Genomic DNA, 20091 nt, shown 5'->3' with positions numbered 1-20091 from the left:
CACCTCGCCGAGCAGGCCGCCGCCCGGACCGTCCTCGGGCGCCGGCGGGGGCCCCGCCGGGGCGCGCTGGTCCCGGTTGAGCAGCAGCGCGCCGCCGATCAGGATCACCGCGCCGAGCAGGATCGCCCGGAACGCGTTGGTCACCACGTAGCCGAAGCCGACCGCGACCACGATGCTGAGCACGATCACGGTGATCGGGGACATGCTGGACCGCCCCCGGCCCAGCATCGACTCCACCGGGGAGGCGGTGTCGCCCTCGCCGGGGATGATCAGCCAGGCGGTGACGTACACCAGAATGCCGATCCCGCCGAAGAAGCCCAGCACGGCCAGGAGCACCCGCCAGAGCACCGGGTCGGTGTTGGTGGCGCGGCCGATCGCCGCGCAGACGCCGGCCAGGTAGCGGCCCTCGCGGGGGCGGACCAGCCCGTACCGCGAGGTGAAGCCGGCGGCGCCGGGCGGTGGGGCGTACCCGCCGGGCGGCGGCCCGGGGTACGGCCCGGAACCGCCGGGCGGTGGGGGTGCCGCGGGGTCGGCGACGGTGGGAGCCGGCCCCGCCTGCGGGGGTGGTGGTGGCCCGTCCTGTGCTGCCGCCCCGGGGCGGGGCGGACGGGCGGCTTCCTCGGTCATGACTCCGATCCTGCTGCCCCGGTCGCCCGAGCGTCCTCCGGACCCGACCCTGACGCCACCCTGAGATCCCGGGGGCCCGAATGTCGGGGGCGTCCCCGTGGCCGGGACGGCGCCACCCGTGTGACGATCGGGACGGCACCGGCGCCGGCCGGTCGTCCCCACCCGTCACCCGACCCGGGAGCCTCCGATCAGCAGCACCGTGACCCCGCACCCGCCGCGGCTCTACCGGGCCACCGAGCACCGGTTGGCCGCGGGGGTCGCCGCCGGCCTCGCCGAGCACCTGGGCATCTCGGTGCTCCGGGTCCGGATCGCCTTCATGGTGCTGCTCGGGCTGAACGGTCTCGGACTGCTCCTGTACGCGGCGTTCTGGGCGGTCGTCCCGCCGCGCCCCGGCGACACCGCCGTCCCGCCCCGCCGCGACCTGGGCCAGCTGCTGCCCTTCGTCGCCATCGGGCTGGGCGTGCTGATGATCCAGGTGATGGCCTTCCACTCGGTCGGCGCGGCCGGCACGGCCGGCTGGCTGGTCGCGATCATCGCGGTCGGCGCCGGGGTGATCTGGCACCAGTCCGCGCCGGAGCGCCGCCGGCAGTGGAGCGGGTCCATGCCGGTGCCCTGGCTGAGCGCGGTGGTGGACGAGAGCGACCGCCGGGCGTTCGTGCTCCGCTTCGTCGGCGGCGGAGTGCTCGTCGCGGTCGGCATCATCGGCGTGGCCGCGGTCTACTCGCCGGCGCAGAACTTCGACGCCGTGCTCAACGGCGTGATCTTCGCGTTGGTGGGCCTGGCCGGGGTCGGCGTGGTGGCCGGTCCGGTGCTCTGGCGTACCTGGAACCAGCTCCGCTCGGAGCGGGAGGGGCGGATCCGGGAGCAGGAGCGGGCCGAGCTGGCCGCCATGGTGCACGACCAGGTGCTGCACACCCTCGCCCTGATCCAGCGCAACGCCAGCGACGTCAAGACGGTGCAGCGGCTCGCTCGTGGCCAGGAACGGTCGCTGCGGAACTGGCTCTACAAGCCCACCGCCTCGCCGACGGAACGCTTCGCCGCCGCGCTGGAGCAGGCCGCCGCCGAGGTGGAGGACACCTTCGCGATCACCGTCGAGGCGGTGGTGGTGGGCGACCGGGAGACCGACGAGCGGGTCGGCGCGCTGGTCGCCGCGGCGCGCGAGGCGCTGGTGAACGCGGCCCGGCACGCCGAGGTGCGCACCGTCTCGCTCTACGCGGAGGTGGAACCGGAGCAGGTCAGCGTCTTCGTACGGGACCGGGGCAAGGGCTTCGACCCGGATACGGTGGAGGATCACCGGCACGGCGTCCGGGGTTCGATCATCGGGCGGATGAAGCGGCACGGCGGCCGGGCGGAGATCCGTTCCGCGCCGGGGGAGGGGACCGAGGTCCGGCTGATCCTGCCGATCAGCGGGGGCGCGGGCGCCACACAGGAAAGGGACAGATGACCATGGCGGAGCACGGAGCGGTCGACCCGGCGGCGCCCCGGGAGGGGCGGCTGCGGGTGTTCCTCGTCGACGACCACGCCATGTTCCGGGCGGGCGTACGCGCGGAGCTGGGCCGGCACGTCGAGGTGGTGGGGGAGGCGAGCACGGTGGCCGAGGCGGTCGCCCGGATCTCGGCGACCCAGCCGGACGTGGTGCTGCTCGACGTGCACATGCCGGACGGCGGCGGCCGGGCGGTGCTGGAGGCGATGCGGCGTACCCACCCACAGGTGCGGTTCCTGGCGTTGAGCGTCTCGGACGCCGCCGAGGACGTGATCGGGCTGATCCGGGCCGGCGCCCGGGGGTACGTCACGAAGACCATCTCGCCGGACGAGCTGACCGACGCGATCCGCCGGGTGGCCGACGGGGACGCCGTGTTCAGCCCCCGGCTGGCCGGGTTCGTGCTGGACGCCTTCGCGGCCCGGCCGGACGCGCCGGTCGCCGACCCGGAGCTCGACCAGCTCACCAACCGCGAGCGCGAGGTGCTCCGGCTGCTGGCCCGGGGGTACGCGTACAAGGAGATCGCCAAGGAGCTGTTCATCTCGATCAAGACGGTCGAGACGCACGTCTCCAACGTGCTGCGCAAGCTCCAGATGTCCAATCGCTACGAGCTGTCCCGGTGGGCGGCCGACCGCCGGCTGGTCTGACGGTCCCGATCACCCTGCCCGGCCCGGCCCGCCTCACCCGGCACCGGGCCGGCTCACTCGGTGCGCAGCACGGTGAACGCCTCGGCCAGCCGGCCGGCGGGGAGGCCGGCGTTGTCGGCCACCGTGGTGAGCAGGTCGCGCACCCAGGTCTCGACGTCCATGTGCGCGGTCTGCGAGTGGTGCGCGCGCATCGCGGCGATCTTGCGGTCGACCTGGTCGGTCACGTCGACGGCGTGGTCCGGCGCGGGGCCGCCCGCGTACCAGATCTCCCGGACCACCCACGGCTCCAGCCCCTCGTCGAGCAGCTCCGGGAAGGCGAAGCGGTTGCGGGAGTCCGGGTAGACGGCGCACGTGGCGGCCTCGCCGACGGCCAGGTGGTCGGGGTGGCTCGGGCCGGTCAGGTGCTCCCAGCGGCGCAGCGGGGAGCTGGTCAGCAACCGGTCCGGCCGGAACCGGCGGATCGCCGCGCTGATCTGCCGGCGCAGCTCCGGGCTCGGCGTGAGGGTGCCGTCGGGGTGGCCGTCGAGGAACTCCACCCGGTGTACGCCCACTGCCGCCGCGGCGGCCCGCTGCTCGGCCGCACGCAGGGTTGGCATCTCCTCCCGGGGGGTGTCGTCGAACCCGCCGGAGTCCCCCCGGGTGACGATCAGGTAGGCAACCTCGATACCCTCGTCCACCCAGGCGGCGATGGTGCCCGCACAGCCGAAGTCGACATCGTCCGGATGGGCAAAAACCGCCAGGGCCCGATGGACGTCCGTCAGTGCGGGAGCGGAGGCAGGAAAGCTCACAACGCCCGAGCCTACGCGTGCGGCCCTGTCCGGTGTGGTGGTGTCTCAGCTGTTCGGGACGGTTCGACCGGGTCGTTTTTTGATCTTTTCTCAAGTATCGGCAACATGGCGGGCAACTAACGGCTTGATAACGGCACCTTCACGGAATGGGCTGGTGGGTGTCACAGTTGCAGCACCTCACCCCTGGTGTGAGGCACCCCGTCGGGCCTGCCGATCACGTGACGTCGCCACCAGGCGACACCCCGTGGCCGTCGGCCCTGCGCGGTGTCTTCCATCGAGGTGTGGTGCCCGGCGGATCGGTACCCCTGGGGGTGTCCCGATTTCCTCTGCGGTAAACCGACGGCCTGTGGTTCGGGCGGTCGGTGTGTCACCCCCCAAACGTGCGTGAAACTCACGACGGAACCAGGTTAGAAAGAGGAGGCCCCTCGGAATGAGAGTCTCGAAGCGGGCGAGCGGCGCGCTCGCGGTGGGCGCGGCGTTCGCGCTCGTCGCGTCCGGCTGCTCCAGCGGGAACAACGACGGTGGCGACGCCGGCGCTAGCAAGGACGGCGCCATCGTCATCGACGGCACCCAGCCGGAGAACCCCCTGGTTCCGGCGAACACCACCGAGACCGGTGGTGGCAAGATCATCGACTGGCTGTTCACCGGTCTGGTCGAGTACCCGAACAACGGTGGCGCGCCGCAGAACGCGCTGGCCGAGTCCATCGACACGAAGGACTCCAAGGTCTTCACGATCAAGATCAAGCCGAACACCAAGTTCCACGACGGCACCACCGTCAAGGCCGAGAACTTCACCAAGGCCTGGAACTGGGCGGCCTACGGTCCGAGCGGCGCGCAGAACGCCAGCTTCTTCTCGGACATCCAGGGCTTCGGCGACGTCTTCACGGAGGACCCGGACGGCCCGGACGGCCCGAAGAAGGCCCCGGAGCCCAAGGCCAAGGAGATGTCCGGCCTCAAGGTCATCGACGACACCACCTTTGAGGTCACCCTCTCCGCGCCGACCGCGGTCTTCCCGACCAAGCTCGGCTACAGCGCCTTCATGCCGCTGCCGGACGTCTTCTTCGCCGACCCGGCGAAGTTCGGCAAGAACCCGATCGGCAACGGGCCGGTGAAGTTCGTCTCGTGGCAGGACGACGTCGAGATCAAGCTGACCCGCTTCGACGACTACAGCCTGCGCGACAAGATGAAGATCAAGGACGTCACCGTCAAGATCTACCAGGACGACACCGCCGCCTACAACGACCTGGTGTCGGGCAACCTGGACTTCCAGCAGCAGGTCCCGGTCTCCTCGCTGGCCGGCGAAAAGTGGAAGAACGACCTGGGCGACCGGGCGATCGCCTCGACCACCCCGACGACGGGCATCATCGCCTTCCCGATCTACGACAAGCGGTTCCAGAACAAGGACCTGCGTCGGGCGATCTCGCTCTCGATCAACCGGCAGGAGATCACCGACAAGATCTTCTTCGGCAATCGCAAGCCGGCCGACAGCTGGGCCAACCCGCTGACCCCGGGCGCCGAGCCGGGCAACTGCACCGCCTGCAAGTTCGACCCGGAGCAGGCCAAGCAGCTGCTGGCCAAGGCCGGTGGCTTCAAGGGCAAGCTGACCCTGTCGTACAACGCTGACGCCAGCCACAAGGAGTGGATGGAGGCCGTCGCCCAGCAGATCAAGACCAACCTGGGTATCGACGCCGTCGCCGTCGGCGTGCCGACCTTCGCGGTCTTCCGCCAGAACATCAACGCCCACAAGATGACCGGCGCCTACCGTGCCGGCTGGCAGCAGGACTACCCGGACGTGGAGAACTGGATCAACCCGCTCTACGTGACCGGTGGCTCCTCGAACGACGGTCTGTACAGCAACCCCGAGGTCGACGCCCTCGCCAAGGAGGCCTCCTCGGCCCCCAGCATCGAGGAGTCGCACAAGAAGTTCGCTGAGGCTGTCAAGATCATCGACCAGGACGTCCCGTCGATGCCGATCTACTTCGGTGGCCAGCAGTCCGGCCACTCGGAGAAGATCAAGAAGATGGAGCTCAGCAACGTCGGCGAGCTCGACATCACCTCGGTCGAGCTCTGATCCGAACGGTCTGACCCCGGGTCGGGCTCGCCTACCGGTGAGCCCGACCCGGGGCCGTTCCGCGAGTGGGTGTACAACAAACCTCTCGCACGTTGTCACCATCCGTGTCGGCCGTCCGACGCGCCCCCTGTCTGGAGGACCACCCCATGGGCCGTTATCTCTTGAGACGGCTGCTGCAACTCGTGCCGGTGTTCATCGGCACGACGTTCCTGATCTACTGGCTCGTCTGGTCGGTACCCGGCGACCCCTTCGCCGGCAAGTGCGGCGATCGGCCCTGCCCGGACAACTACGTGGCAGTGATGACCGAGAAGTACCACCTGAACGACTCGATCTGGGTGCAGTACGCCACCTACATGAAGAACCTTTTCCAGGGTGACTTCGGCACCACGTTCAGTGGTCGCGAGATCAGCGACATCATCATGACGTCGTACCCGAACACCCTGAAGCTGGCGGTCGTCGCGCTCAGCATCGAGGCCATCATCGGTCTCAGCGCGGGCGTGCTGACCGGTCTCCGGCGCAACGGCTTCCTGGACAACCTGGTCCTGATCTCCACCCTCTTCCTGATCGCGCTGCCGGTCTTCGTCATCGGCTTCGTGCTCCAGTGGCTGATCGGCGTCAAGTTGGGCATCGTCCGCCCGACGGTCTCCAACGACATGCCGATCACCGAGCTGCTCCTCCCCGGCTTCGTCCTGGGCAGCGCCTCGATGGCGTACATCGCCCGGGTGGCGCGGACGAGCATCGCGGAGAACCGCCGCGCCGACTACGTCCGCACCGCCATCGCCAAGGGCCTCCCCATGCGCCGGGTGGTCGGCGTGCACCTGCTGCGTAACTCGCTGATCCCGGTCGTCACCCTGCTCGGCACCGACCTCGGCGCCCTGATGGGCGGCGCCATCGTCACCGAGGGCATCTTCGGCATCAACGGCATCGGCCGCCAGGTGCTGCGAGCGATCGTCACGAAGCAGAGCGCTACCGTTGTCGGCATCGTGGTGGTGTTGGTGCTCGTCTACCTGGTGATGAACCTGCTGGTGGACCTGCTCTACGCCGCCCTGGACCCGAGGATCCGCTATGAGTGACCCGAGTACCGCGTCGATCGTCTCGACGCCGCCCGCGACCATGCCGACCGAGGCCGGTTCCGGCGCGCCGACGAACGCCGGCCTCCCCGAGAGCGCGCAGAAGCAGCAGAAGCCCCGTGGTCTGCTCGGCGACGCCTGGCGTGACCTGCGCCGCAAGCCGCTGTTCTGGATCTCGGCCGCGTTCATCGTGCTGTTCCTGCTGATGGCGGCCTTCCCGTCGCTGTTCACCTCCGGCGACGCGGTCAACGGCGCGCTGTCGCGCAGCCGCGTCGAGCCGTCGGCGCACGCCTGGTTCGGCTACGACGTGCAGGGCCGGGACGTGTACTCCCGGGTGATCTACGGCGCTCGCGCCTCGATCCTGGTGGCCGTGCTCTCCACCCTCGGCACCCTGTTCATCGGCGGCGCGATGGGCATCATCGCCGGCTACCGCGGTGGCTGGGTGGACGCGCTGCTCTCCCGCATCGCGGACATCTTCTTCGGCCTGCCGTTCGTGCTCGGCTCGATCGTCATCCTGACCACGTTCAACGGCGCGGGCACGGACAACGGCGAGTGGAAGATCATGGGCCTGGTCATCATGTCGCTCACGGTGCTGAGCTGGCCGGTGACCATGCGACTGATGCGGTCGTCGGTGCTCGCCACCAAGGAGGCCGACTACATCGTGGCGGCCCGCGCGCTGGGTGCCGGCACCGGCCGGATCATCCTCAAGCACCTGCTGCCGAACTGCCTGGCCCCGCTGCTGGTCTACGGCACGATCATGGTCGGCTCGTTCATCGGCGCCGAGGCCACCCTGTCCTTCCTGGGCATCGGCCTGAAGACCCCCGTCGTGTCCTGGGGCATCATGATCAGCGAGGCGCAGAACTACATCCGGGTCTCGCCGTTCCTGCTGTTCTTCCCCGCCGCGTTCCTCGTCGCCGCCGTGCTGAGCTTCGTCATGCTCGGTGAGGCGGTCCGCGAGGCCCTCGACCCGAAGCTCCGATAGGGGAACTGAGTTGTCCGACATTCTCGTGTCCGAGCAGTCCGCCGCGGGCGCCGACGGATCCGGCCGCCCCTCGGGCCGCCTGCTCGAGGTCGACGACCTGCGGGTGGAGTTCCGCACCCGGGACGGCGTCGCCAAGGTCATCAACGGGGTGACGTACCACGTCGACGCGGGGGAGACCCTCGCCGTGCTCGGCGAGTCCGGCTCCGGCAAGAGCGTCACCGCGCAGACCATCATGGGCATCCTCGACACCCCGCCCGGCTTCGTCACCGGTGGGCAGGTCCGCTTCCACGGCAAGGACATGCTCAAGATGTCCAGCGAGCAGCGGCGGCGGATCCGGGGCGAAGGCATCGCGATGATCTTCCAGGATTCGCTGTCCGCCCTCAACCCGGTTTTCACCGTCGGCTTCCAGATCGCCGAGCAGTTCCGCATCCGGCGCGGCATGAGCCGCTCGGACGCCAAGAAGCGCGCGGTCGAGATGCTCGACCAGGTGAAGATCCCCAACGCCAAGGGTCGCTACAGCAACTACCCGCACCAGTTCTCCGGCGGCATGCGGCAGCGCGCGATGATCGCGATGTCGCTGGCCCTCGACCCTGAGGTGCTGATCGCGGACGAGCCGACCACCGCGCTGGACGTGACCGTGCAGGCCCAGATCATGGACCTGCTCGGCGAGCTCCAGCGGGAGCGGCAGATGGGCATGATCCTGATCACCCACGACCTCGGCGTGGTCGCCGACGTCGCGGACCGGATCGCGGTCATGTATGCCGGCCGGATCGTCGAGGAAGCCGACGTGTACGACCTGTACGCCAAGCCGGCGCACCCGTACACCCTCGGTCTGCTCAACTCGATCCCGCGGATGGACGAGAAGGGGCAGGAGCTCCGCACCATCAAGGGCCTCCCGCCGAACCTGATGAACATCCCGCCGGGCTGCCCGTTCAACCCGCGCTGCCCCATGGCGCAGCCGGTGTGCCGGGAGAAGGTGCCCCCGCTGCTGCAGATCGGCAGCGCCCGCGCCAGCGCCTGCCACTTCGCCGAGGAGCTCGTGAACCGTGACTGAGAACATCATCGAGGTCCGTGACCTGGTCAAGCACTACCCGGTGACCCGGGGCATCGTGTTCAAGAAGACCATCGGTCAGGTCAAGGCGGTCGACGGCGTCTCCTTCGAGCTGAAGGCCGGCGAGACGCTGGGCGTGGTGGGCGAGTCCGGCTGTGGCAAGTCCACGCTGGCCCGGGTCCTGATGAACCTGGAGCGGCCGACCAGCGGCCAGGTGCTCTACAAGGGCCAGGACATCTCCAAGCTCTCCGGTGGGGCGCTGCGTCGCCTCCGCCGGCAGATCCAGCTGGTGATGCAGGACCCGTACACCTCGCTGAACCCGCGCATGACGGTCGGTGACCTGATCGGCGAGCCGTTCGAGATCCACCCCGAGGTGGCCCCGCGCGGCAGCCGGCGCGGCAAGGTCAAGGAGCTGCTCGACCTGGTCGGCCTGAACCCGGAGCACATCAACCGGTACCCGCACCAGTTCTCCGGTGGTCAGCGGCAGCGCATCGGCATCGCCCGGGCGCTGGCCCTGCGGCCCGAGATCATCGTCTGCGACGAGCCGGTGTCCGCCCTGGACGTGTCGATCCAGGCGCAGGTGATGAACCTGCTGGAGAAGCTCCAGGCGGAGTTCGGCCTGTCGTACGTCTTCATCGCCCACGACCTGTCGGTCGTGCGCCACCTCTCCGACCGGGTCGCCGTGATGTACCTGGGCAAGATGGTGGAGATCGGCACCGAGGACGAGATCTACGAGCGGCCGACGCACCCGTACACCCAGGCGCTGCTGTCGGCGGTGCCGGTGCCGGACCCGACGCTGCGGGACAACAAGGCGATCATCCGGCTCACCGGTGACGTCCCCTCCCCGGTCAGCCCGCCCTCGGGCTGCCGGTTCCGCACCCGGTGCTGGAAGGCGCAGGACGTCTGCGCCCAGGAGGTGCCGCTGCTCCAGATCCGGCGGGGCTCCGACCACCCGAGTGCCTGCCACTTCGCGGAGCGGCGGGAGATCGTCCCCACCCACGAGGCGGCCTGAGCCAACTCCGAACCGCCTGCCGGCGTCACCGCGACGCCGGCAGGCGGTTCGTCGTTTCCGGCGACTCCAGCTCGGCGCGTCTGTCGCCGCGCCACGACCTGAAGCCGCCGTCCGGCGATTCCGGCTCGGCGCGTCTGTCGCCGCGCCACGACCTGAAGCCGCCGTCCGGGCCGGTCGGCGGCCTCACAGCGGGCCGCGGCCGGCCCGCAGCAGCAGCAGCGCGAGTTGGGTGCCGTCCGCGCCGAGCGCCTGACGGAACCGCTCCAGGATCTCCCGCTCGCGGGAGAGGACAAGGCGGGTCCCGCCGGAGGCCATCCGGGTGGCCCCGACCTCCTGGGACAGCGCGGCCCGTTCCTGCCAGAGCGCGATGATGGTCCGGTCGATCTCGTCGATCCGCTCCCGGATGGCCGTGATCCGCTCGGCGGCCGCCGAGTCGTCCGTGCCGGTCCGGGCCGAGGCGGCCCCGGTCGGGTTCGTGCCGTTCGGCCGGTCGGGCCCCGCCAGGCTGCCGCTGGACTCCACCACGTCAGTCATCATCGTCGTACCCCTCGGGGTCTCGGGCCCGGTGCCCGGATCCCGGGACGAAAAAGCCCCGGGCTCCAGGAGCCCGGGGCTTTCGCAGGTCTTGTGCTCAGGCGCGACCTACGGCTGCCGGACTCCCGGTGCCGTAGTAAAAGTAGAAGCGCTGGTCGAGCATGTCGTCGAGTATGCCGACCGACGGGCCGGCGGCGCAAGGAAACCCGCCAACCTGTGGGATCCGACGCCTTCGTCCGGACCCGGCCCGCGCGCACCGGAGATGTCCGGCCGGCGGCATAGACTCGCCGTGCGATGCATCCTCTCTTCGACATCCCCGCGTCCCCGCCCGCGCCGGAGCCCTCGCCGACCCCGCCGCACACCGGGTCCGGCGGCGACTCCAGCCCGGCCGGCGGCCATGGTTCGGCCTCCGCGCCGCTGGGCGGCGCTCCGGACCGAGTGAAGGCCGGCCTGTCGCCGCGCCGCGACCTGCGGCCGTCGGCCGCCCGGCCGGACCCGCAGGCCCTTCTCGACGGGCTGAACGGCCCCCAGCGGGACGCGGTCACCCACGCCGGGTCCCCGCTGCTGATCGTGGCCGGTGCCGGCTCCGGCAAGACCCGCGTGCTGACCAACCGGATCGCGTACCTGCTCGCCGCGCGGGACGTGCATCCGGGCGAGATCATCGCGATCACCTTCACCAACAAGGCCGCCGGCGAGATGAAGGAGCGGGTGGCCGCCCTGGTCGGCCCGCGTGCCCGGCTGATGTGGGTGTCGACGTTCCACTCGGCCTGTGTCCGGATCCTGCGGGCCGAGCACGAGCACGCCGGCCTCAAGTCCACCTTCTCGATCTACGACGCGGACGACTCCCGCCGGCTGATGCAGCTCGTCGCCCGGGAGCTGGACCTCGACCCCAAGCGCTACCCGGCGCGCGGGCTCGCCGCGCAGGTCTCCAACCTCAAGAACGAGCTGGTCGACCCGGAGGAGTTCGCCGGCCGGGCCAAGGGGCCCAACGAGCGGGCCCTGGCGGAGGCCTACACGCTCTACCAGCGGCGGCTGCGCGAGGCGCACGCGCTGGACTTCGACGACCTGATCATGACCACGGTGCACCTGCTCCAGTCGCACCCGCACGTGGCGGAGAGCTACCGGCGCCGGTTCCGGCACGTGCTGGTCGACGAGTACCAGGACACCAACCACGCCCAGTACGTGCTGATCAAGGAGCTGGTCTCCGGCACCGAGGGGATCCCGCCCGCCGAGCTGTGCGTGGTGGGTGACGCCGACCAGTCGATCTACGCGTTCCGCGGCGCGACCATCCGCAACATCCTGGAGTTCGAGCGCGACTTCTCCGACGCCCGGACGATCCTGCTGGAGCAGAACTACCGCTCCACCCAGACCATCCTCAACGCCGCCAACGCGGTGATCGACCGGAACACCTCCCGCAAACCGAAGCGACTGTGGAGCGACGCCGGAGCCGGCGAGCAGATCGTCGGGTACGTCGCCGACACCGAGCACGCCGAAGCGGACTGGGTGGCCCGGGAGATCGACCGGCTGGTCGACACCGGTGACACCCGTCCCGGGGACGTGGCGGTCTTCTACCGCACCAACGCCCAGTCGCGGGTCTTCGAGGAGGTGTTCATCCGGGTCGGGCTGCCGTACAAGGTGGTCGGCGGGGTGCGCTTCTACGAGCGCAAGGAGGTCCGGGACGCGCTGGCGTACCTGCGCGCGGTGGTCAACGACGACGACACGGTCAGCCTGCGCCGGATCCTCAACACTCCGCGCCGGGGCATCGGCGACCGCGCCGAGGCGTGCGTGGAGGCGCTGGCCAGCCGGGACCGGATCTCCTTCGGCGCGGCCCTGCGCCGGGCCAAGGACGCGCCGGGGATCTCCACCCGGGCCGCCAACGGCATCGCCGACTTCGTCGCGCTGCTGGACTCCGCGCGTGAGCTGGCCGAGACCGGCACCCCGGAGGACGTGCTGGAGGCCCTGCTGACCCGCTCGGGCTACCTCACCGAGCTGGAGGAGAGCCTGGACCCGCAGGACGCCGGCCGGGTGGACAACCTCCAGGAACTGGTCAGCGTCGCCCGGGAGTACACCGAGCGGATCGAGGCGCTGGGCGCCGACGGCGAGCGGGCCACGCTGGCCGGCTTCCTGGAACAGGTGGCGCTCGTCGCCGACGCCGACCAGGTGCCCACCGACGACCCCGACCACCAGGGCGTGGTCACCCTGATGACGCTGCACACGGCGAAGGGCCTGGAGTTCCCGGTGGTCTTCCTGACCGGCCTGGAGGACGGCGTCTTCCCGCACCTGCGCTCACTCGGCGACACCCGGGAGCTGGAGGAGGAGCGCCGGCTCGCGTACGTGGGCATCACCCGGGCCCGGCAGCGGCTCTACCTGTCCCGGGCGGTCACCCGGTCGGCCTGGGGCGCGCCGGCGTACAACCCGCCGTCGCGCTTCATGGAGGAGCTGCCGCCGGAGCTGGTCCGCTGGGAGCGCACCGAGGGGTCGTACACCTCGTGGGCCGGCGGGGGGGGCGGCGTCGGCGGGCGCGCGGACCGCGCGCCCGGCGGGCGTGGCGGCTTCACCGGGGGTACGCCGAAGGCGGCACAGCTGGCCAAGCGGCTCGGGGTGGACGGCAGCCGGCTGGCCACGGCGAGCGAGCTGAAGCAGGCGCCGAAGGTCGCGGTGGGGGACCGGGTCAACCACCAGCGCTATGGCCTGGGCCGGGTGCTGGCCGTCGAGGGGCACGGCCCGGGGGCCCGGGCGCAGATCGACTTCGGCGACCAGACCATGTGGCTGGTGCTCCGGCACGCCCCGCTCGACAAGCTCTGAGACCAACCGGCGAGGCCCGGCCCGGCGTGCTGCCCGGACCGGGCCTCTCCTCGTGCCGTGGCCGTCAGCAGGCCACGTCGATGCCCCGGGCGCGCAGGAACGGCGCCGGGTCGATCTGGTTCCACATCTCGCCCTTGTGCACCTCGAAGTGCAGGTGCGGGCCGGTGGCGTCACCGGTGGCGCCCTCGTAGCCGATGACCTGGCCGACGCTCACCTGTTGCCCGACCTTGACGATCAGGCGGCTCTGGTGCGCGTAGTGGGTGAGGTAGCCGTTGTGGTGGTCGATGAAGACCGAGTTGCCGTACCCGTCACCGGCGTCACCGGCCTTGACCACCGTGCCCGCCGCGGCGGCGTGGATCGGGGTGCCCGCGGGCATCGCGAAGTCGATGCCGGCGTGCAGGGTGCCCCACCGCTGGCCGTAGCAGGAGGTGATCTCGGCGCCCTTCATCGGGATCACCCAGGTGGGCTTCGGTCTGCTGGTCTTTTTCGGCGTCGGCTTGGCGGTCGTCGCCGTCGGCTTCGGGCTGGCCTTGGTCGGGCTCGGCGACGGGCTGGCCGGGGCGGCGGACGGGGTGGCGGACGGGGTGACCGGGGCGATCGACTCGCGGACCGAGCGGTCGGCCCGCGCGGCGGCCTCGGCGCGGGCCCGAGCGTCGTAGTCCACCGCCGCCGGGGCCGGGGCGCCGTGGTCGGCGGTGACGACGGAGACGCCGCCGAGACCGAGGCCGACCAGGGCGGCCGCGCCGATGACGAGATATGTGGTGCGCCGAACCGGGCGCTTGCGCCGGTGCCGGGCCGGGGTGTTCCGGGTGGTCTCGTTCTGGCTGGTGCTGTCTTCCTGCACGGGGACCTTCATCAGTCGAGGGGCACGTGACCTCGAAATACTGGTGTCGGCCGGGCCGGGTGGCGGGTACGGGCTCCGGGGTACGGCGAACCGGGCCGCCAGCTCGCCGCCGGTTGTGTCCGGTGACGAGGGTTTTGCCCGGTTAAAGGATCATGCAGGGCTGTGCCGTCGCTCACAGTTCGCGTTGTGACCTGGCAGACTTTGCCGCAACGAAAACCGCCCGGATCGACTGATCCGGGCGGTCAATGGGCGATACGCAGCGTCAGGGCGCGGCTACCTCGTTGTAGATTGCTTCGATTTCCAGCTTGATGTCCACTCCGCGGTCCATGAGCCACGACACCGGGTCCTGCGGCTTCCCGTTGACATGGATCTCCAGATGCAGGTGCGAGCCGTAGGCGTGGCCGGTGTTGCCGACCAGGCCGAGCTGGTCGCCCGCCTTCACCTGCTGGCCCTCCTTGACGCTGACCGCCGAGGAGTGTCCGTAGATGGCCTCGCTGCCGTCCGGGTGCTGCACGATGACGGCGTAGCCGTAGCCGCCGAACCAGCCGGCCTTCGTGACCGTCCCGCCGTGCACCGCCGTGTACGGCGTGCCCTCCGGGGCGACCAGGTCGATGCCGGTGTGCAGCTTGCCCCAGTGCATGCCGTAGGGCGACTTGAAGTCGTAGCCGTGCAGCGGGAGCAGCCAGACGTCCTGCTCGGTGGAGGCCTTGGTCTCCGCGCGGCTGTCACGGGTGGCGCGGTCGGCGGAATCCCCACGCGCCGCCACGTCCTGGCTGGTGATCGAGGCCTGCTTGAGCTCGTCGAGGACCGACGGGCTGACGCTCTTGGCGTCCGGAAGGGCGTTCGCCCCGAGGGCGACGAGGCCAGCCCCCACGAAGGCGGTGGTCACGACCGCTGCGTAGCGGCTCCGCGGTGGGGTGGGTACGCGGCGGCGGCCGCGATATTTATCGGGCTCAGACGACAGGCGCTGGCGCACGCACACCCTCCGTTGTCGGGGATCCGATGCGACCTCCAGCCGTTCGGTGAAGCTCCGTCGAACGTCCGGCGGCCGCGTCGTCACCCGTCCGTGGACCTGATGACAACCGTGGACACGTTAGCCAACCGCCACTCCCGTCACAAGCTGAAGCGCCGAATTGGCGTTTCTTTCTGTCCGTTTCCATCCGCTCTTGTCATAGCTCGTGCCGCCGGTCGGCTGGCCCGGCAACCGTCCGTTCGTCGCGCACAGTGACCGTTCGGCGGAGGTGTCCCGCTTCCGCGCCGGGGTGCCCGACGCTATGCGATCTTCGCGATGCCCTGACCGCCCTAGGGGTGCAGCCCGGGTTTCCGGGTCCGGGCCGGCCGAGTTACCGTTCGTTCAGGTGAGGAGTGCCCTGACCGGTGAAAGGTGTGCGCTGATGAGCTCTCGTATCCGGGTCGTCGTCGCGAAGCCCGGCCTGGACGGCCACGACCGGGGCGCGAAGGTGGTCGCGCGTGCCCTGCGGGACGCCGGCATGGAGGTCATCTACACCGGCCTGCACCAGACGCCGGAGCAGATCGTGGAGACCGCGATCCAGGAGGACGCCGACGCGGTCGGCCTCTCCGTGCTCTCCGGCGCGCACATGACCCTCTTCAAGCGGGTGCTGGAGCTGCTCGCCGAGCGCGACGCGGTGGACATCGTGGTCTTCGGTGGCGGCATCATCCCGGACGCCGACATCCCCGAGCTGGAGCGGCTCGGCGTCGCGAAGATCTTCACTCCGGGCGCGACCACCCAGGCGATCGTGGAGTGGGTCCGGGAGAACGTGGCCCAGCCGGTCGCCTGACCGCAGCCGGCCAGGGCCGGTACCTGGACAGGGGGAGGGGCCGGACGCACCCCTCACACGCCCGGCCCCTCTATGCACGATGCCCCGCCGCCACCCCTCGACCGACAGGGCATCGGCCGTTTCCCGCCGTCGCGCCGAACCAGCGCTCCGACATCAGACTCAACGACGCCCCCAGAAGGGGGTTACGCCTCTTTCCCAACATCCCCCGGACGGCTGAATCGCCGCTCCTGCCGCCCGGTGTCGCCGGTCGGCCGCCGCCCCGGTGCCCGGCCGCGGAGGCGGCAGTTTCCGGGATGTTGTCGACTCCCGGCGGCCGGAGACCGCAACGTCCCGGACGCTGTGCGGATCTTGTCGAGGCCGGGCCTTCCTCGGCATCGGCTGCACCGCCGGCTGTGCATTACGGCACACCCCGCACCCGCTCGGTTGCCGCCGGTTCCCATCTCGTTAGGCTGCGGCAAATGGCCTGTCTCATCTGATGACAGGCGTCAAACTGATTTCCAACGCTGGTGGCGGCGCGACGGCGCGCCGCGGAGACGGGACGGGACGCGCAATCGTGGACCTGTACGAGTACCAGGGGCGAGACCTGTTCGAGCGGCACGGGTTGCCCGTGCTCGCCGGCGGCGTCGCCACGACCCCGGAGGAGGCCCGCGCGATCGCCGAACGCCTCGGCGGCCGGGTGGTCGTCAAGGCGCAGGTGAAGGTCGGCGGCCGTGGCAAGGCCGGCGGCGTGAAGCTGGCCGAGGGCCCGGAGGAGACGGTGGCCCGGGCCACCAACATCCTCGGGATGGACATCAAGGGTCACACGGTCCACAAGGTCATGATCACCGTGACCGCGGACGTGGCCGAGGAGTACTACTTCTCGTACCTGCTCGACCGGGCGAACCGCACCTTCCTCTGCATCGCCAGCGTCGCCGGCGGCATGGACATCGAGCAGGTCGCCGCCGAGACCCCGGAGAAGGTCGTCAAGGCCCCGATCGACGCCAACACCGGCGTGGACGAGACCAAGGCGCGTGAGATCGTCAGCGCGGCCGGTTTCCCGGCCGAGGTCGCCGACCAGGTCGTCGAGGTCGCGGTCAAGCTGTGGCAGGCGTTCGTCGCCGAGGACGCCACGCTGGTCGAGGTGAACCCGCTGGCCAAGACCAAGGACGGCAAGCTGCTGCTGCTGGACGCCAAGGTCGCCCTGGACGAGAACGCGGCGTTCCGGCACCCGGACCACGAGGCCCTGGTCGACCAGGCGTCGGTGGACCCGCTGGAGCAGGCCGCCAAGGAGAAGGACCTCAACTACGTCAAGCTCGACGGCGAGGTCGGCATCATCGGCAACGGCGCGGGCCTGGTCATGTCCACCCTCGACGTGGTCGCGTACGCGGGTGAGCGGCACGGCGGCGTCAAGCCGGCCAACTTCCTCGACATCGGCGGCGGCGCGAGCGCCGAGGTGATGGCGAACGGCCTGGAGATCGTCCTCTCCGACCCGTCGGTGAAGAGCATCTTCGTCAACGTGTTCGGCGGCATCACCGCCTGCGACGCCGTCGCCAACGGCATCGTGCAGGCGCTGGCGCTGCTCGAGCAGCGTGGCGAGAAGGCCACCAAGCCGCTCGTCGTCCGCCTCGACGGCAACAACGCCGAGGCCGGTCGGGCGATCCTCGACGGCGCGAACAACCCGCTGATCCAGCGGGTCGACACCATGGACGGCGCGGCCGAGCGGGCCGCCGAGCTGGCAGCTGCGGGGGTCTGACAATGGCTATCTGGCTGACCAAGGACTCCAAGGTCATCGTGCAGGGGATGACCGGTTCCGAGGGTTCCAAGCACACCCGGCGGATGCTCGCCGCCGGCACCAACGTGGTCGGCGGCGTCAACCCGCGCAAGGCGGGCCAGACGGTCGACTTCGACGGCACCGAGCTGCCGGTCTTCGCCACCGTCGCGGACGCGATGAAGGAGACCGGGGCGGACGTCACGGTCATCTTCGTGCCGCCGCAGTTCACCAAGGCCGCCGTGGTCGAGGCGATCGACGCCGGCATCGACCTGGCCGTGGTGATCACCGAGGGCGTACCGGTGCACGACACCGCGGCGTTCTGGGCGTACAACGTGGCCCAGGGCGAGCGCACCCGGATCATCGGCCCGAACTGCCCGGGCATCGCCTCGCCGGGCGCCTCCAACGCCGGCATCATCCCGGCCGACATCACCGGCAGCGGCCGGATCGGCCTGGTCAGCAAGAGCGGCACGCTGACCTACCAGATGATGTACGAGCTGCGGGACATCGGCTTCTCGACCTGCGTCGGCATCGGCGGCGACCCGATCATCGGGACCACCCACATCGACGCCCTGGCCGCGTTCGAGGCCGACCCGGAGACCGACGCCATCGTGATGATCGGTGAGATCGGCGGCGACGCCGAGGAGCGGGCGGCCGAGTTCATCAAGGCCAACGTGACCAAGCCGGTGGTCGGCTACATCGCCGGCTTCACCGCCCCGCCCGGCAAGACCATGGGCCACGCCGGCGCGATCATCTCCGGTTCGGCCGGCACCGCCGACGCCAAGAAGACGGCGCTGGAGGCGGTCGGCGTCAAGGTCGGCAAGACCCCGACCGAGACCGCCAAGCTGATGCGGGAGATCATGTCCAACCGCTGAGCGGACGTGCCGAGGGGGTCGACCGGATCCGGTCGACCCCCTCGTTCGCTTCAGCGGTACCAGTACGGGTTGTAGTAGTGGCCGCGCGTCCGGATGATCGCGCTGGCGATGATGTTGATGACGCCGAACGCGATCGCCAACCAGCCGAGCAGCGGGGACTTCCCGAAGCGCCGGGCGTCCCGGATCGACAGGTAGCCGAAGACGATGCCCAGGATGCCGCAGCAGAGCAGGCCGAAGATGATCCCGAGGACGCCCCAGAGGGTGGTCCGGTCGCGGCCGGCTGCCGGCGGCGGTGGCGGCGGCGGCGGATACGGAGCATTCACGGCTTCCTCCGAGCGGTCGGTGCCACGACAGGAGTCGCGTCCTGGGCCGAGGCTAGACCGGACCAGGGCCAGCGAGCCGGTGGATCAGGGAACTCGCCGAGGTCCCGGGGGATTATCGGACTGCCGCCGCGGGCGCGGCGTGCCAGAGTAGAACCCGATGTCACCCGTCACCCCCGAGCAGCCCCACCGACCCGCCAGCGGGGTCACCGCCGACGCCCGGCCCACCGGCCGTGCGCCCCGGGTGCCCGCGCCCCGGTCGGGGGAGGCCCCGCGCGGCCGGGCCCCGCTGCCCGTCGCCGCCGGGGTGGCGGCCGGCTGGGCCGCCCTGACGTCCTGGCTGCCGGTCACCCTGGTGCTCGGGCTGGCACAGCTCAGCGAGGACGCCGGCTCGCTGCCCGGCGCGCTGCGCGCCGGCCTCGCCGGTTGGCTGCTCGGCCACGGGGTGCCGCTGGAGACCTCCGCCGGGCCGCTCGGCCTGGCCCCGCTGGCCCTCACCGCGCTCGCCGTTTGGCGGCTCACCCGGGCCGGCGTGCACGTCACCCGGGCGATCGGCGCCCGCAATGGACGGTCCCCACGGCAGGCGCTCACCGTCGGGGTCGCTGTCGGCCTCGGGTACGCGCTGCTCGGCGTCCTCGCCGCGAGCACAGTCAGCGCCGGCGGGCTGCACGTCTCCCCGGTCCGGGCCGGGCTCAATTGCGCCGTGGTCGGCGCGCTCTCCGCCCTGGTCGGCGCGGTGCGGACCACCGGCGTGTCGGGGCTGCTGGCCCGGCGGTCCGCGCCAGCGCTGCGGGACGGGCTGCGTACCGGGCTGGTCGCCGGTCTGCTGCTGCTCGGGGCGGGTGCCGGCGGGGCCGGGCTGGCCGTGGCGACCGGGGGCGGCGACGCCGCCGACATGATCGGGGCGTACCGGACCGGGGTGGCCGGCCAGGCCGGGATCACCCTGGTCAGCCTCGCGTACGCGCCGAACGCCACCATCTGGTCGGCCAGTTACCTGCTCGGCCCCGGGTTCGCCATCGGCACCGACACGGCGGTCCGGACCAGCGAGGTGTCGGTGGGCGCGCTGCCGGCCGTACCGTTGCTCGCCGGGCTGCCGCGCGGCCCGGTGGACGTGCTCGGCGGGGCGCTGCTCGCGGTGCCGGTGCTGGCCGGGATGGCGGCCGGCTGGCTGCTGACCCGGCGGCTGCTGCGGATCGCCGCCGACGAGCGGGCGACGCTCGGCTGGTCGGCGCTGCTCGTCCCGGCAGCGCTCGCCGGTCCGGTGGCCGGCGTGCTGCTCGGGGTTGCCGCCGCGGCCTCCGGCGGCCCGCTCGGCGGCGGCCGGCTGGCCGAGATCGGCCCGCTGCCCTGGCAGGTGGCCGGGGTGGCCAGCCTGGTCGTCGCGGTGGGCGCGGTGATCGGCGCCGCCGCCACCCGGACCCTCACCCGCGCCACCCCCT

Annotated in this window: 18 protein-coding genes; 12 read left to right on the top strand and 6 right to left on the bottom strand. The window is 71.1% G+C overall.

Annotated elements, in window-relative coordinates:
- On the bottom strand, window positions 1-627 hold a 627-nt coding region (locus ONA70_RS23400; protein ID WP_265008622.1), incomplete at its 3' end, for a PspC domain-containing protein.
- Window positions 628-826: 199 nt separating this feature from the next.
- On the opposite strand from ONA70_RS23400, the gene ONA70_RS23395 reads away from it, so the two are divergent.
- Complete coding sequence (locus ONA70_RS23395; protein ID WP_265008621.1) at window positions 827-2071, top strand: ATP-binding protein; 1245 nt, start codon at window positions 827-829, stop codon at window positions 2069-2071.
- 2 nt (window positions 2072-2073) lie between these two features.
- Window positions 2074-2754 carry a response regulator gene (locus tag ONA70_RS23390; protein WP_265008620.1) on the top strand — a complete coding sequence of 227 codons (681 nt, stop codon included), beginning with the start codon at window positions 2074-2076 and terminating at the stop codon, window positions 2752-2754.
- Window positions 2755-2807: 53 nt separating this feature from the next.
- Here the strand turns inward: ONA70_RS23390 and ONA70_RS23385 are convergent, their stop codons facing one another.
- Window positions 2808-3542 (bottom strand): PIG-L deacetylase family protein, encoded by a 735-nt coding sequence (locus ONA70_RS23385; RefSeq protein WP_265008619.1) that lies wholly within the window; start codon window positions 3540-3542, stop codon window positions 2808-2810.
- A 430-nt stretch (window positions 3543-3972) separates the two neighbouring features.
- Between ONA70_RS23385 and ONA70_RS23380 the strand changes: the two genes are divergently transcribed.
- From ONA70_RS23380 to ONA70_RS23360, 5 genes are all read left to right on the top strand, one after another.
- On the top strand, window positions 3973-5613 hold the full coding sequence (locus tag ONA70_RS23380) for a peptide ABC transporter substrate-binding protein (protein ID WP_265008618.1): 1641 nt from the start codon (window positions 3973-3975) through the stop codon (window positions 5611-5613).
- A 146-nt stretch (window positions 5614-5759) separates the two neighbouring features.
- Window positions 5760-6686 carry an ABC transporter permease gene (locus ONA70_RS23375; protein ID WP_265008617.1) on the top strand — a complete coding sequence of 309 codons (927 nt, stop codon included), beginning with the start codon at window positions 5760-5762 and terminating at the stop codon, window positions 6684-6686.
- Complete coding sequence (locus ONA70_RS23370; protein WP_265008616.1) at window positions 6679-7665, top strand: ABC transporter permease; 987 nt, start codon at window positions 6679-6681, stop codon at window positions 7663-7665. Before ONA70_RS23375 ends, ONA70_RS23370 begins: the two co-directional genes overlap by 8 nt.
- A gap of 25 nt (window positions 7666-7690) precedes the next feature.
- The gene (locus tag ONA70_RS23365) at window positions 7691-8719 is read left to right on the top strand and encodes an ABC transporter ATP-binding protein (RefSeq protein WP_265008623.1); all 1029 of its coding nucleotides are present in this window, start codon (window positions 7691-7693) and stop codon (window positions 8717-8719) included.
- Window positions 8712-9728, top strand: a complete 1017-nt coding sequence (locus tag ONA70_RS23360) for an ABC transporter ATP-binding protein (RefSeq protein WP_265008615.1) — start codon at window positions 8712-8714, stop codon at window positions 9726-9728. Before ONA70_RS23365 ends, ONA70_RS23360 begins: the two co-directional genes overlap by 8 nt.
- A gap of 183 nt (window positions 9729-9911) precedes the next feature.
- Here the strand turns inward: ONA70_RS23360 and ONA70_RS23355 are convergent, their stop codons facing one another.
- Window positions 9912-10265 (bottom strand): chorismate mutase, encoded by a 354-nt coding sequence (locus ONA70_RS23355; protein WP_265008614.1) that lies wholly within the window; start codon window positions 10263-10265, stop codon window positions 9912-9914.
- 291 nt (window positions 10266-10556) lie between these two features.
- Here ONA70_RS23355 and pcrA point away from each other — a divergent pair, with 291 nt between their 5' ends.
- Window positions 10557-13067: a DNA helicase PcrA gene (pcrA, locus tag ONA70_RS23350; RefSeq protein ID WP_265008613.1), complete on the top strand. Its 2511-nt coding sequence runs from the start codon at window positions 10557-10559 to the stop codon at window positions 13065-13067.
- A 64-nt stretch (window positions 13068-13131) separates the two neighbouring features.
- On the opposite strand, the gene ONA70_RS23345 is transcribed toward pcrA, so the two are convergent.
- Together ONA70_RS23345 and ONA70_RS23340 are read right to left on the bottom strand one after the other, a co-directional pair.
- Window positions 13132-13923 carry a M23 family metallopeptidase gene (locus ONA70_RS23345; RefSeq protein ID WP_265008612.1) on the bottom strand — a complete coding sequence of 264 codons (792 nt, stop codon included), beginning with the start codon at window positions 13921-13923 and terminating at the stop codon, window positions 13132-13134.
- 250 nt (window positions 13924-14173) lie between these two features.
- Entirely contained in the window at window positions 14174-14887 is a 714-nt protein-coding gene (locus ONA70_RS23340; RefSeq protein WP_265008611.1) for a M23 family metallopeptidase, read from the bottom strand.
- A gap of 418 nt (window positions 14888-15305) precedes the next feature.
- Here ONA70_RS23340 and ONA70_RS23335 point away from each other — a divergent pair, with 418 nt between their 5' ends.
- The 3 genes from ONA70_RS23335 (at window position 15306) to sucD (ending at window position 18332) form a co-directional block, all read left to right on the top strand.
- Window positions 15306-15710, top strand: a complete 405-nt coding sequence (locus tag ONA70_RS23335; protein WP_265008610.1) for a cobalamin B12-binding domain-containing protein — start codon at window positions 15306-15308, stop codon at window positions 15708-15710.
- 553 nt (window positions 15711-16263) lie between these two features.
- Complete coding sequence (gene sucC / locus ONA70_RS23330; RefSeq protein WP_265008609.1) at window positions 16264-17442, top strand: ADP-forming succinate--CoA ligase subunit beta; 1179 nt, start codon at window positions 16264-16266, stop codon at window positions 17440-17442.
- A gap of 2 nt (window positions 17443-17444) precedes the next feature.
- Window positions 17445-18332 (top strand): succinate--CoA ligase subunit alpha, encoded by an 888-nt coding sequence (sucD, locus tag ONA70_RS23325; protein WP_265008608.1) that lies wholly within the window; start codon window positions 17445-17447, stop codon window positions 18330-18332.
- A 50-nt stretch (window positions 18333-18382) separates the two neighbouring features.
- Here sucD and ONA70_RS23320 read toward each other — a convergent pair whose 3' ends face one another.
- A complete protein-coding gene (locus ONA70_RS23320; RefSeq protein WP_265008607.1) occupies window positions 18383-18655 on the bottom strand; it encodes a DUF4190 domain-containing protein in 273 nt (90 codons plus the stop codon).
- A gap of 157 nt (window positions 18656-18812) precedes the next feature.
- Here ONA70_RS23320 and ONA70_RS23315 point away from each other — a divergent pair.
- On the top strand, window positions 18813-20091 hold a 1279-nt coding region (locus ONA70_RS23315; protein ID WP_265008606.1), incomplete at its 3' end, for a cell division protein PerM.

Source organism: Micromonospora yasonensis, assembly GCF_026013475.1.
Taxonomy (GTDB): domain Bacteria; phylum Actinomycetota; class Actinomycetes; order Mycobacteriales; family Micromonosporaceae; genus Micromonospora; species Micromonospora yasonensis.
Note: the sequence above shows the minus strand (reverse complement) of the source record. Positions and strands in the feature narration are given on the sequence as shown.